A 13125-nucleotide genomic window follows, 5' to 3' on the forward strand; every position below is an offset into this window, starting at 1 on the left:
CGGCGGCTTGTAACCCGGAGGCAGACGCTCTCGGGATACGCTCGTCAGCTTGGCGTACCCCGGAGCATAGACCGGTTTAGCGCAGGCTGGCGTTGTATTTTTGTTCTAATTGAGAAACCACCGCTTCGACTGCGGCATTGATTTCTTCGTCGTTAAGGGTGCGCGAGGGATGCTGAAAGGTCAAGCCCATCGCGACACTTTTTCTATTAAAATCAATGCCTTTGCCCTGATAGACGTCAAAAATGTTGAAGTCCGTCAAATATTCGCCGGCCGCTTCAACGGCGGTTTCTGCGAGATCGCCCACCGGGGTTTCCGCATCCGCCAGAATGGCGAGGTCGCGGCGCACTTCCGGGAACTTGGACAGCGGTGCGAAGGCTGGAATAACCGCCTCACCCAGACCGTCCAGGCTGAGCTCGAACAGGAAGGCAGACTTCGGCAGGTCGAAGGCTTTCTGCAGTTCCGGGTGCAGGGCGCCGATTACACCCACCTGGGTGCCCTTGCGCAGCACTGTGGCGCACTGTCCCGGGTGCAACGCCGGGTGCTTTGCCGGGGCGAAGGTGAACTCGCCCTGCGCGTCATAGTGCTCCAGCAGCGCCTCTACGTCGGCCTTGATATCGTAAAAGTCCACCAGATCCTTGCTACCGGTCCAGCCTTCCGGCTGGCGGGTACCGTAGATCAGGCCGGCAATCATGCGCTCCTGCTTCAGCTCTTCACCTTCTTTACCCGGCACAAAGCGCAGGCCGGTTTCGAACAGGCGCAGGCGATCCTGTTGACGGTTCAGGTTGTACTGCAGGGTTTTTACCAGGCCCGCCATCAAGGTAGTACGCATTACCGAGAGCTCTGCACTGATGGGGTTCTGCAGAGCCACAGGCTCGACATCCGGGCTGAATTTGGCGGAGGTATCGCGATCGATAAAGCTGAAGGTGATGGCTTCCTGGTAGCCGCGGGACAGCAGGGTCTGCTCCAGGCGGTTCTGGGCCACTTCGGCTTCGGCGCGCGGCACGATATCCAGCGCGGCATTAAAGCTGATGCTTGGGATACGGTTGTAGCCGTAAACGCGCGCCAGTTCTTCCAGCAGGTCGGACTCGATAGCGATATCGAAGCGGAAGCTGGGCGCCAGGAAGGTCCAGCCCTCGTCGGTTTCGCTGAGCTTTTCCAGACCGAGACGGGTGATGATTTCAACAATTTCGTCGTCGGCCATATCGATGCCGAGGCCGGTTTTCACGCGGTTGCGACGCAGTGTGATGCGACGCTCCGCCGGCATGGCTTCGGTCACTTCACGCAGGTGTACCGGACCCGGCTCACCGCCGACGATGTCCAGCAGCAGCTGGGTCGCACGCTCGATGGCTTTTTCCTGCAGACGGTAGTCCACGCCGCGCTCAAAGCGGTGGGAGGAATCCGTGTGCAGACCGTAAGAGCGCGCTTTGCCGGCGATCGCCAGCGGGCTGAAGAAGGCACTTTCCAGGAAAATGTCTTTGGTATTTTCAGTAACGGACGAATCCAGGCCGCCCATTACGCCGGCGATGGCCAGCGCTGATTTTTCGTCGGCAATGACCAGGGTATCGGCTTTCAGCTCGACTTCCTGCTCGTCCAGCAGCGTCAGTTTCTCGCCCTGCTCCGCCATACGTACCTTGATGCCGCCGCTCAGCTTGGCGAGGTCGAACGCGTGCATCGGCTGACCCAGCTCCAACAGAACGTAGTTGGTAACGTCGACGACCGGATCGATGGTGCGCACACCACTGCGGCGCAGGCGCTCCTGCATCCACAGCGGAGTTGTGGCAGTGATGTCGATATTGCGGATCACGCGGCCCACGTAGCGCGGACAGGCTTCCTCGGCCAGCAGGGAAACCTGCAGGCTGTCGTCGATGACCGGCACAACGGGTTCGATGGCCGGCGCCTGTACCGCACAGCGGTTCAGTACACCTACTTCGCGAGCAATACCCGCCACGCCCAGGCAATCGGAGCGGTTCGGAGTCAGGTCGACTTCGATGATGCTGTCGTTCAGGTTCAGGAATTCACGCAGGTCGGCGCCGGTGGGCGCGCCTGCGGGCAGCTCCCAGATGCCGTCGCTGTCGTCACCCAGCTCCAGCTCGGTCTGGGCACACAGCATGCCAAAGCTCTCGACACCGCGCAGCTTGGCTTTCTTGATTTTGAAATCACCCGGCAGCTTGGCACCCACCAAGGCAAATGGAATTTTGATACCGACGCGGGCATTGGGTGCGCCGCAGACGACCTGCATGTCGCCTTCCGGGTGACCCTTCACCTGGCACACGCGCAGTTTGTCCGCGTCTGGGTGCTGTTCACAAGCGACGATCTCGCCCACGACCACACCGGAAAATTCGCCAGCCACTGGCTCGACGGAATCCACTTCCAGGCCGGCCATGGTGATCTGATCGGCCAGCTGCTGTGCTGTCAGGTCCGGGTTTACCCACTCCCGCAACCATGCGTTGCTGAATTTCATATTCGTTCTCTAATGCTGAATTCTGATTTGCGTATTTCTGTTCGCCCGCGCGCAGGCTGCCCTATCGAGAGGGCCCGATTAGAACTGCTTGAGGAAACGCAGGTCGTTATCGAAGAACAGGCGCAGGTCGTTCACGCCGTAGCGCAGCATGGCCATGCGTTCGACACCCAGGCCGAAGGCAAAGCCGGAGTATTTTTCGCTGTCGATATCACAGGACGCGAATACATTCGGGTGCACCATGCCGCAACCGAGAATTTCCAGCCAGCCGGTGCCGGAACAAACACGACAGCCTTCGCCGCCACAGTTGGTGCACTGGATGTCGGCCTCTGCAGAGGGCTCGGTGAACGGGAAGTAAGACGGACGGAAGCGTACCGGCACGTCCGCTTCAAAGAAGGCCTTGAGGAACTGGTCGATACAGCCTTTCAGGTGCGCGAAGCTCACACCCTCATCGATTACCAGACCTTCCACCTGATGGAACATGGGCGAGTGCGTCACGTCGGAATCACAGCGGTAAACGCGACCCGGGCAGATGATGCGCAGGGGCGGATTCTTTTTCTCCATGGTGCGGATCTGCACTGAGGAGGTGTGGGTACGCAGTACCGTGGTCGGATCGATATAGAAAGTATCGTGCATCGCACGCGCGGGATGGTGCGCGGGAATATTCAACGCTTCGAAGTTGTAGTAGTCACCTTCGACTTCCGGGCCCTGCTCTACGGAGAAGCCGAGACGCTGGAAGATTTCTTCAATACGGCGCAGGGTGCGGGTGATGGGGTGCATACTGCCCTGCTCTTCACCGCGGCCCGGCAAGGTAACGTCGATGGTTTCCTTGGCGAGCTTTTCTTCAATGGCAGCCTTTTCCATCGCTTCGCGACGGACGTTGATGGCGGCCTGAACCTGCTGCTTGGCTTCATTGATTTTGGCTCCCGCGGCCGGGCGCTCTTCGGCAGACAGTTTGCCGAGGCCTTTCAGCAGTGCGGTGAGCGGGCCTTTCTTACCCAGGTAATCTACCCGCACCTGATCCAGTGCCGCCAGGTCACTGGCCTCTTCTACCAGCGCCAGTGCCTGTTCGGTGAGGGATTGCAATTCTTGCATTGAAACCTTCTCGTTCTGATCGATGAGTGACAACTAATAATGTTTTTATACGCACCCGACGGAAGCTGAGAAATCGTAGCCGACGGATGTATTCAGAATTCTTGCAAAGCAGATAAAAAAATAGGGAAGAGCCAAACAGCCCTTCCCTATTTTTAATGCATAAGCCAGCCCTTACGGGTCGACTTGTACTGCAGGCGCTGATTAAGCTGCCAGGGCTGCCTTGGCTTTTTCAACTACGGCAGCAAAAGCGGCTTTATCGTATACCGCCAGATCAGCCAGAACACGGCGATCCAGAGCGATATCTGCCTTCTTCAGGCCAGCAATCAGTCGGCTGTAGCTCAGGCCTTCAGCGCGGGACTGGGCGTTGATACGCGTGATCCACAGAGCGCGGAAGTTACGCTTCTTAACGCGACGGTCGCGGTAAGCGTACTGACCAGCTTTGATGACTGCCTGCTTGGCTACGCGGAATACACGCGAACGCGCACCGTAGTAACCTTTAGCCTGCTTCAGAATTTTCTTGTGACTGCGACGCGCCACTACACCACGTTTTACACGGGCCATATCAATATCCTCTTAAAACTTTACGTGTGCAGCCAATTACTTGGCGCGCAGCATACGATCGACCAGGGTGGCATCAGACTTATTCATAAGCTGAGTGCCGCGCAGCTGACGCTTACGCTTGGTGGTCATCTTGGTGAGGATGTGGCTCTTGTTCGCGTGCTTGTGCTTGTAGCCCGAAGCCGTCTTCTTGAAGCGCTTGGCAGCGCCACTGTGTACTTTTGCTTTCGGCATTTTGTACTCCAAAGTAAATAATGACCCACGAATGGGCTTAGTTAATTGGCCACAGGCCGAGGCCTGCGACTATGCGGGAGTGAGAAGGCAGCCGTCGCCCGACCACATCCCGAAAAGAAGGTGCAGGGTTAACCCTACGCCTTACTTTTTCTTTTTGCTGGGAGCAATGACCATGATCATTTGACGACCTTCCATTTTCGGCCGCTGCTCCACAACACCCAGCTCCTCGAGATCTTTCTCGATGCGCTGCATCATTTCCATTCCCAGCTCCTGGTGGGCCATTTCGCGGCCGCGGAAGCGCAGGGATACTTTTGCCTTGTCCCCGGCTTCCAGGAAGCGGGTCAGGTTGCGCAGTTTGATCTGGTAGTCGCCGATATCAGTACCGGGACGGAACTTCATTTCCTTGATCTGCTGCTGCTTTTGTTTCTTTTTAGCCGCATTTTTGGCCTTCTTGGCCTCAAAAATGTGCTTACCATAGTCCATGATCTTACAGACGATGGGATCGGAGTCCGAGGCAATTTCAACGAGATCCAGGCTGGCCTTTTGTGCCGCTTCCAGCGCATCTTCCAGAGTAACAATACCTACCTGCTCACCATCCGCACCAATCAATCGCAGCTCAGACGCCTCGATCTGATCGTTGATACGGGCCTTCTTGGACTTTCCTTTCATATCTCGTTTAATAACACTCGTCTCCGGTTACTAATAAAAGCTATCGGGGCGCTTATTCAGCTGCGCCCGCAATAGACGAACGGCCGCGGCGATCCACATCCTGGAGGAGGAGCTCAAGGAATGACTCATAGGTCATGGTTCCGAGGTCCTCACCGCTGCGTGTTCGCACGGCGACCGTCTGGCTTTCCACTTCCTTATCGCCGATTACCAGCAGATAAGGGACACGCTGTAGCGTGTGCTCGCGGATTTTAAAGCCGATCTTCTCGTTTCTCAAGTCAGCCGCTGCACGGAAGCCTTCAGCACCCAACTTGCCCTCCAGGTCACGACAGTATTCGGACTGGCGGTCAGTGATATTCAGCACTGCAACCTGCTGGGGAGCCAGCCAGGTCGGGAAGGCCCCTTCGTAGTTCTCGATCAGAATACCGATGAAGCGCTCGAAGGACCCGAGAGTCGCGCGGTGCAGCATTACCGGGGTCTGGCGCGAGCCATCTTCCGCTACATACTGGGCATCCAGGCGGCCCGGCATGGAGAAGTCCACCTGAATGGTGCCGCACTGCCATACACGGCCCAGGCAATCCTTCAGGGAGAACTCGATCTTGGGCCCGTAGAAGGCGCCCTCGCCCGGCAGCTCTTGCCACGGCAGCTCCGCCGCGTTCAGCGCGTCTGCCAGTGCCTTCTCGGCCTTGTCCCAGCTTTCGTCGGAACCCACGCGCTGCTCAGGGCGGGTGGACAGGCGGTAAATCACCTCTTCGAAGCCGAAATCTTTATAGACCGCGTGCAGCAGGTCCATGAACTCGGATACTTCAGACTGAATCTGGTCTTCGGTACAGAAGATGTGGCCATCGTCCTGCACAAAGCCGCGCACACGCATCAGGCCGTGCAGGGAGCCGGACGGCTCACTGCGGTGACAGGAGCCGAACTCCGCCAGGCGCAGGGGCAGATCGCGGTAGCTGCGCAGACCCTGGTTAAACACCTGTACGTGACAGGGGCAGTTCATGGGCTTGATGGCGAACTGGCGCTCTTCACTGGTCAGGGTAAACATGTCGTCGCCGAACTTGTCGGCGTGACCGGATTTCTGCCACAGGGAAAAGTCCACCAGCTGCGGGGTCTTGATCTCTTTGTAGCCGCGCTCGCGCTGACGCTCGCGCATGTACTGCTCAACAGTGCTGTACACGGTCCAGCCATTCGGGTGCCAGAACACCATACCCGGCGCTTCTTCCTGAATATGGAACAGGTCGAACTTCTTCGCCAGTTTGCGGTGATCGCGCTTTTCCGCTTCGGCAATACGGTGCAGGTAGGCCTTGAGCTCTTTCTTGTTGGCCCAGGCGGTACCGTATACACGGGTCAGCATTTCGTTTTTGGCATCGCCGCGCCAGTAGGCACCGGCCACCTTGGTCAATTTGAAGGCCTTCAGCTTGCCGGTAGACGGCACGTGGGGGCCGCGGCACAGGTCTTCAAAGTCGCCCTGGCGATACAGGGAAATATCTTCGTTGGTGGGAATACTGGCGATGATTTCCGCCTTGTACTCTTCACCCAGCTCACGGAAGTATTTGACCGCGTCGTCGCGCGGTAACAGGCGGCGACTGACCGGAATATCTTCCTTGGCCAGTTCTTCCATGCGCTTTTCGATCTTCTCGAGATCTTCCGGCGTGAACTGACGCTCGTAGGCGAAATCGTAGTAGAAGCCGTCATCGATGACCGGGCCGATGGTGACCTGGGCACCCGGATACAACTGCTTGACCGCCTGGGCCAGCAGGTGCGCGGTGGAGTGACGGATAATTTCCAGCCCTTCCGGCTGGCGGTCGGTCACAATCGCCAGCTCGGCGTCGTGATCGATGACAAAACTGGTATCCACTTCTTTACCGTCGACCACACCAGCCAAAGCGGCTTTGGCCAGGCCCGCGCCAATATCATTGGCAACGTCGAATACGGATACAGGATTGGAAAATTCGCGACGGGAACCGTCAGGGAGGGTAACAACAGGCATTGTTCTTCCTTTTTGTTTCAGTGGCGATCCCTACGAAAGACCGCGTGATTCACAGAGTGTGAAGCTTGGGCTAGAGCCCGGAGCGAACCAGATCAGGATAGAAGAAAAGACTCGCAAGAAAATGGTAGACCCAAGCAGACTCGAACTGCTGACCTCTGCCATGTCAAGGCAGCGCTCTAACCAACTGAGCTATGGGTCTATAGAGTTGCAGACTGGGGATACGCCATGAGACAGGCCCCGCTGCGAAGGAGGCGAACTTTAGCACCGGCTTTTTGGCTTTTCAACTGCTCCAACCAGAAAAATATTTCCGCCAATCAAGCACTTGGGGTATCTTGGCCCGACTGCAGGACGCAGCTCCGAGGCCACAACCAAGACGACCCAGCCTCACCCCGCGGTATCAGAAGGATTTTATGAGCATTACCCTCAATAGCAGCAGTGGATTTCTGCTGGCCCTGGGCGCAGCCGCCCTTTTCTCCATCAAAGCCATTTTCGTCAAGCTGGCCTATCGTCACGGCGTCGACGTGGAAACCTTTATCTTTCTGCGCATGGCGCTGGCGCTGCCGTTTTACCTGGCCATCCTGGCGCTGCTCCACAAACAGGGGCAGTGGCGCCCGGTCAGCCGTCGCAACCTGATACTCACGATAGCGCTCGGGCTTTGCAGCTACTACTTGGCGAGCTTTCTCGATCTTCAGGGCTTGCGCTACATCAGCGCCAACTTTGAACGCCTGATTATTTACCTCTACCCCACCCTGGTGCTGATCCTCGGCTGGCTTTTTCTTGGCAAGGGGGTCTCGATGCGACAAGTGCTCTGCATTCTTGGCGCCTACGTGGGTATCCTGGTGATCTACTGGCAGGATCAGAATTTTACTACCGGCGTGCTACCACCCCAATGGGTGTCACTGGACGCTATCAGCTGGGGGGCGCTCCTGACTTTCGGCAGCGCCCTCAGTTTTTCCCTGTATGTCGCCTTCAGCGAGCAGGTCATCAAGACCTTGGGCAGCCGCCAGTTCACTGCCCTGGCCATGATGGCCGCCAGCGCCGCTATCGCCCTGCACTTCACTATCCAAGGGGACTGGTCGCGCCTGCAGCAGCCCTGGCAGGTTTATAGCTATGCACTGGTAGTGGCGTTTGTGTGTACGGTGATTCCGTCATTGATGATGAGTGCGGCCATCCAGCAGATCGGCTCGGCCTCCACCGGGGCCATTGGAACCTCCGGCCCCGTGGTCACACTGGTTGCTGCGGCGCTGGTTTTAGGAGAGCCCTTCTCTGCCATCCATTTGCTGGGCATGGCGATCATTATTGGCAGCCTGGTATTACTGAAGGGCTCCAACAAATCTGCTGCACCGGCAAAAAGCGCGGCACCCAGCAGCTAAGGCAGCGATTACGACAGCGATCGGGAAATGAGGTTGCGACCTATGGCGCAACCTCTTTCAACCTGGAAATCTCATCGCGCAACTTTGCCGCCGCTTCGAACTCCAGGTTTTTGGCGTGCTGGTACATCTGTTCTTCCAGCTCCTCGATTCTGGCCCAGCGCTGCTGATCGGTAAGCGGCTTCTGCTCAGCCCCGTAGGCACCCTCTTTTTCCGCTACTTTACGGCGTCCACGCGCCGGCACCCCCGGTGCGATTGCACCCTCCATAATGTCGGCAACGCTTTTGAAGATCCCTTTCGGCGTGATGCCATGCTCGGCGTTATGCGCCATTTGCTTTTCCCGGCGACGCTGGGTCTCATCCAGTGCCCGTCGCATGGAATCGGTAATTTTGTCGGCATACAGTATCGCCCTGCCCTCAAGGTTCCGCGCCGCACGACCAATGGTCTGAATCAGCGAGCGATCCGAACGCAGGAAACCCTCCTTGTCCGCATCGAAAATCGCCACCAGGGACACCTCTGGCATATCCAACCCCTCCCGCAGCAGATTGATCCCCACCAGCACGTCAAACTCCCCGATACGCAGGTCGCGAATAATCTCCACCCGCTCGACCGTATCGATATCCGAATGCAAATAGCGTACACGCACCCCGTTGTCGCTCAGATATTCCGTCAGATCCTCGGCCATGCGCTTGGTCAGCACCGTGATCAGAACCCGTTGATTCGCGTCTACGCAGCGGTGAATTTCCGACAGGGTATCGTCAACCTGGGTGGCCGCTGGCCGCACCTCCACTTCTGGATCAACAAGACCCGTGGGCCGGACCACCTGCTCCACCACCGCACCGGCGTGCTCCGCTTCGTATTTGCCCGGGGTCGCCGAAACGAAAATTGTCTGCGGTGACAGCCCTTCCCACTCCTCAAATTTCAGCGGGCGGTTATCCAGTGCAGACGGCAAGCGAAAGCCGTATTCCACCAGCGTCTCTTTACGGGATCGGTCTCCGCGGTACATACCGCCGATCTGGGGCACCGTGACATGACTCTCATCTATAAATAGCAGCGCATCGTGCGGCAGGTAATCGAAAAGCGTGGGCGGCGGCTGCCCCGGATCGCGCCCGGAGAGGTAACGTGAATAGTTCTCCACCCCGTTGCAATAACCGAGCTCCTGCATCATTTCCAGGTCGTAGCGGGTGCGCTGCTCAAGGCGCTGGGCTTCCAGCAATTTACTGTTGTCACGCAACTGCTCCAGGCGATCCTTGAGCTCGTCTTTTATCTGGTCGATGGCCGCGACAATGGTCTCCCGCGGGGTCACATAGTGGGACTTGGGGAAGATCGTAATCCGGGGCACTTTTTGCAGCACCTCGCCGGTCAGCGGATCAAATAAGGTGATCTCTTCGATCTCCTCATCGAACAGCGACAGCCGCACGGCTTCCAGATCAGAGTCCGCCGGATAGATATCAATAATGTCACCGCGCACGCGATAGGTCGCGCGACGGAAATCCGCATCATTGCGGGTGTACTGCAACTCGGCCAGGCGGCGCAGTATGGTGCGCTGGTCGACGATATCGCCACGATCCAGATGCAACACCATTTTCAGGTACTTGTCTGGATCGCCCAGGCCGTAAATGGCCGAGACCGTAGCCACCACAATCACATCCTTGCGTTCGATCAAGGCCTTGGTGGCCGACAGGCGCATCTGCTCGATATGCTCGTTGACCGAGGCATCCTTCTCGATAAAGGTGTCGGACGACGGCACATAGGCTTCCGGCTGGTAGTAGTCGTAGTAGGAGACGAAGTACTCCACCGCGTTTTTCGGGAAGAACTCTTTCAGTTCACCGTACAACTGCGCCGCCAGGGTCTTGTTGTGCGCCATGACAATCGCAGGTCGCTGCAGTCGCGCAATCACATTGGCCATGGTGAAGGTCTTGCCTGACCCGGTCACACCCAGCAGGGTCTGATGCGCGAGGCCGTCCTCTACCCCCTCCACCAGGGACTCGATTGCGGCCGGCTGGTCACCCGCGGGCTCGTATTTGCTCGCGACCTGAAACGGACGAGTCTCCATAGACATCTCACCACTCAATTATCGTTGCACCATCTCACGGGAAGGTTTGGGAAATTGTAGGCGCACACGCCACCAGGGAACAAATACCGTCGCACCGAGAACACATCGGCGAGAAAATAAACACTGCAAAATCAAAGGGTTAATTTTAGACAAAGGGGTTGACCTGCTATGGGGTGCTCTATAAGATACGCGCCATCTGACCGGGACGGCCTTGCAATACTGATCAGATACACAGTTCCGCCTTAGCTCAGTTGGTAGAGCAAATGACTGTTAATCATTGGGTCGCTGGTTCGAGCCCAGCAGGCGGAGCCAAATTCAAAAACCCCGAAGCTTTCGATAGCTACGGGGTTTTTATTTAGAGCTATGCTCTTCCGGACGCCCACCAAAAGCGCCCAACCAAAATTCCGCCTTAGCTCAGTTGGTAGAGCAAATGACTGTTAATCATTGGGTCGCTGGTTCGAGCCCAGCAGGCGGAGCCAAATAAAGAAAACCCCGCACCTGAAAAGGTCCGGGGTTTTTCTTTTTCTGCACCAGTCGTCGACGCAAGCAATCCGCCAGAAGAATCTGCACCGCCCCCCAAAAAACAAGCCATAAGACAAAACTGTAAATTGCAAACTAAAAGCCCCGCGGGGTACGCAGGGCTTTTGTATTCAGGCGATAGGGATTCAACTCAAGAATCCCACAAAGCAGCGCTAAACCTAAACCTCTGGCATCTCACCTGTCATGCGCCGCACCCGACTCTGGGGTGGCGTCGGCAGTCGCTTGACTTCCGCGCCCCGCGCCGCGAGCGGCGCCTCATCTGCCGCCACTTCCGACGACTGAACCCATACGGTATCCATCAGACACTGCTTCGGGGTGTAATCCTTAACCGCCTCAACCAGCAAGCGATGAACGCCCTCGGCATCCTGACGCGAGCAGGCCTCTCGCAACTCACCAATAAACAGCTGCAGCTGATCACTGGGCAGACGCTCTTCTTCCGCGCGCATAATCATGGGGTGATCGGTGCCGGCCACTTTATCCCCGAGCAACAGCTCTTCATAAAGCTTTTCGCCGGGACGCAGGCCGCTGATCTGGATTTCAATGTCGCCGTCAGGGTTGGCATCATCCCGCACGGTGTGACCCATTATCTGAATCAGGCGGCGTGCGATATCCAGGATCCGGACCGGCTCCCCCATATCCAGGACAAACACCTCACCCTTGCGCCCCATGCTACCGGCCTGCAGCACCAATTGCGCCGCCTCCGGAATGGTCATAAAGAAGCGGGTCACCTTGGGGTGTGTCACAGTTACCGGGCCGCCCGCGTTGATCTGATCGGTAAACAGCGGGATCACCGAGCCGGACGAGCCCAGCACGTTACCAAATCGCACCATACATACGCGGGTGCGACCGAAGCGTCGCCCAAAGTCCTGGCAGACCAGCTCCGCCAGACGCTTGGTGGCACCCATAACATTGGTAGGACGAACCGCCTTGTCGGTGGACACCAACACAAACTGCTCGACGCCGAAAGCCTCTGCCGCTTCAAGCACAGACAGGGTACCCAGTACGTTATTTTCCGCCCCGACCACCACGTTCTGCTCTACCAGCGGCACATGCTTGTAAGCCGCCGCGTGATAGATGGTATGGACATTAAATGAACCAATGATTTCCGCCACGCGGGTGCGATTGCGCACATCACCTAACAGCGCTGTCACTTCCACCTGAAGATTTTCATCCAGCTGCTGCTGCCGGAGCTCACGCTCAATCTGGTACAGGGAGAATTCGGAAGCCTCGAGCATGATCAGCTGGGCTGGCTCCCACTGGATGATCTGACGACAGAGCTCAGAACCAATGGAGCCTCCCGCACCAGTGATGAGCACCACCTTGCCGGCGATAGAGGCGGAGATCAGCTGCTTCTGGGGCTCAACGGGAGCGCGACCGAGAATGTTTTCGTAGATCTGGGAAATATCGGAGACCCGGCCAGCACTGTCCACCAGCTCTTCCATACCCGGAATGACCTTCACCACGACACCCCGCTCCCGCAGACTTCGGGTGATCTCACGCCGGCGGCGCTTCGGCACCCCGGGCATGGCCAGCAGGATCTCGGAGATATCCCGCTCCGCAATCACTTCGAGGATATTGGCCGGGCTATACACCAGCACGCCATCGATCAGCGTGTTCTGCTTGGAGGCGTTGTCGTCAAAGAAGGCCACCGTTTTGTACATTTCGCCATGAATCAGGCCCTTGTACAGCTGGAGTCCAGCGGTACCCGCACCGTAAATCGCCACTCGGGTTTTGTGGATTTCCAGGGCCATCTGGTAATAGACGCGCACCAGCCAGCGGGAGCCACCGACCGTAATCAGCGCAAAACACCAGTAAATGACAGGCACCGAGCGCGGAACACCGGCATAGGTAAGGTAGGACGCCACAGCGAGTACCACCGCCGAGGCAGTTACCCCCTGGAGAACAGCGATGATCGCCTGCTGCCCCATATAGCGGATCACCGTGCGGTACAGGCCCAGGCGAAGGAAGATGAAACTGCTGGATATCAGGGTCATTCCCAGGCACAGGGCCATCGCCTTCTCGGTAACCAGGCCGGCCCCATTAAAGCGGATGGTCATTGCCAAAAGGAATGCTGCCGTGAGCATTAGCAGATCATAGCCCAGCATCAACACCGGCTTGTAGTTCTTCTGTGCGACTTTATAAAAGCGCTTCACCAAAC

The 13125-nt window shown here is 57.4% G+C and carries 9 protein-coding genes and 3 tRNA genes; 3 read left to right on the forward strand and 9 right to left on the reverse strand.

All coding sequences use genetic code 11. The features are described from left to right. Nucleotides 1–76: 76 nt before the first annotated feature. The 7 genes from pheT to M0G74_RS07360 all read right to left on the reverse strand — a co-directional run bounded on the left by pheT (nt 77) and on the right by M0G74_RS07360 (nt 7200). Nucleotides 77–2461, reverse strand: a complete 2385-nt coding sequence (pheT, locus tag M0G74_RS07330) for a phenylalanine--tRNA ligase subunit beta (protein ID WP_248215835.1) — start codon at nt 2459–2461, stop codon at nt 77–79. A gap of 78 nt (nt 2462–2539) precedes the next feature. After that, on the reverse strand, nt 2540–3553 hold the full coding sequence (gene pheS / locus M0G74_RS07335; RefSeq protein ID WP_248215836.1) for a phenylalanine--tRNA ligase subunit alpha: 1014 nt from the start codon (nt 3551–3553) through the stop codon (nt 2540–2542). Between the two features lie 201 nt (nt 3554–3754). Beyond that, nucleotides 3755–4114, reverse strand: coding sequence for a 50S ribosomal protein L20 (gene rplT / locus M0G74_RS07340; RefSeq protein ID WP_010131381.1), 360 nt, complete (start codon nt 4112–4114; stop codon nt 3755–3757). Between the two features lie 36 nt (nt 4115–4150). Continuing rightward, nucleotides 4151–4345, reverse strand: coding sequence for a 50S ribosomal protein L35 (gene rpmI / locus M0G74_RS07345; RefSeq protein WP_248215837.1), 195 nt, complete (start codon nt 4343–4345; stop codon nt 4151–4153). Nucleotides 4346–4486: 141 nt separating this feature from the next. Next, complete coding sequence (gene infC, locus M0G74_RS07350) at nt 4487–5014, reverse strand: translation initiation factor IF-3 (RefSeq protein WP_160153301.1); 528 nt, start codon at nt 5012–5014, stop codon at nt 4487–4489. A gap of 52 nt (nt 5015–5066) precedes the next feature. Then, nucleotides 5067–7001, reverse strand: a complete 1935-nt coding sequence (gene thrS / locus M0G74_RS07355) for a threonine--tRNA ligase (protein ID WP_248215838.1) — start codon at nt 6999–7001, stop codon at nt 5067–5069. Nucleotides 7002–7123: 122 nt separating this feature from the next. Next, nucleotides 7124–7200 (reverse strand) — tRNA-Val (locus M0G74_RS07360). A 211-nt stretch (nt 7201–7411) separates the two neighbouring features. Between M0G74_RS07360 and M0G74_RS07365 the strand changes: the two genes are divergently transcribed. Next, nucleotides 7412–8374, forward strand: coding sequence for a DMT family transporter (locus tag M0G74_RS07365; RefSeq protein ID WP_248215839.1), 963 nt, complete (start codon nt 7412–7414; stop codon nt 8372–8374). Between the two features lie 40 nt (nt 8375–8414). Here M0G74_RS07365 and uvrB read toward each other — a convergent pair whose 3' ends face one another. Further along, nucleotides 8415–10433, reverse strand: coding sequence for an excinuclease ABC subunit UvrB (uvrB, locus tag M0G74_RS07370; RefSeq protein WP_282450062.1), 2019 nt, complete (start codon nt 10431–10433; stop codon nt 8415–8417). A gap of 230 nt (nt 10434–10663) precedes the next feature. Here uvrB and M0G74_RS07375 point away from each other — a divergent pair. Further along, a tRNA-Asn gene (locus tag M0G74_RS07375) sits at nt 10664–10739 on the forward strand. Nucleotides 10740–10830: 91 nt separating this feature from the next. Beyond that, nucleotides 10831–10906, forward strand: a tRNA-Asn gene (locus M0G74_RS07380). Between the two features lie 219 nt (nt 10907–11125). Here M0G74_RS07380 and M0G74_RS07385 read toward each other — a convergent pair. Next, entirely contained in the window at nt 11126–13120 is a 1995-nt protein-coding gene (locus tag M0G74_RS07385; RefSeq protein ID WP_248215840.1) for a nucleoside-diphosphate sugar epimerase/dehydratase, read from the reverse strand. Between the last annotated feature and the right edge of the window lie 5 nt (nt 13121–13125).

Origin of the sequence: Microbulbifer sp. CAU 1566, assembly GCF_023156515.1 — a bacterium.
In the GTDB taxonomy this organism is placed as follows: Bacteria; Pseudomonadota; Gammaproteobacteria; order Pseudomonadales; family Cellvibrionaceae; genus Microbulbifer.

What these genes read in the sequence shown, in the direction of transcription:
- rplT (WP_010131381.1), bottom strand. Translation starts at nt 4,114, where the DNA reads ATGGCCCGTGTAAAACGTGGTGTAGTGGCGCGTCGCAGTCACAAGAAA.
- pheT (WP_248215835.1), bottom strand. Translation starts at nt 2,461, where the DNA reads ATGAAATTCAGCAACGCATGGTTGCGGGAGTGGGTAAACCCGGACCTG.
- pheS (WP_248215836.1), bottom strand. Translation starts at nt 3,553, where the DNA reads ATGCAAGAATTGCAATCCCTCACCGAACAGGCACTGGCGCTGGTAGAA.
- uvrB (WP_282450062.1), bottom strand. Translation starts at nt 10,433, where the DNA reads ATGTCTATGGAGACTCGTCCGTTTCAGGTCGCGAGCAAATACGAGCCC.
- M0G74_RS07365 (WP_248215839.1), top strand. Translation starts at nt 7,412, where the DNA reads ATGAGCATTACCCTCAATAGCAGCAGTGGATTTCTGCTGGCCCTGGGC.
- rpmI (WP_248215837.1), bottom strand. Translation starts at nt 4,345, where the DNA reads ATGCCGAAAGCAAAAGTACACAGTGGCGCTGCCAAGCGCTTCAAGAAG.
- thrS (WP_248215838.1), bottom strand. Translation starts at nt 7,001, where the DNA reads ATGCCTGTTGTTACCCTCCCTGACGGTTCCCGTCGCGAATTTTCCAAT.
- infC (WP_160153301.1), bottom strand. Translation starts at nt 5,014, where the DNA reads ATGAAAGGAAAGTCCAAGAAGGCCCGTATCAACGATCAGATCGAGGCG.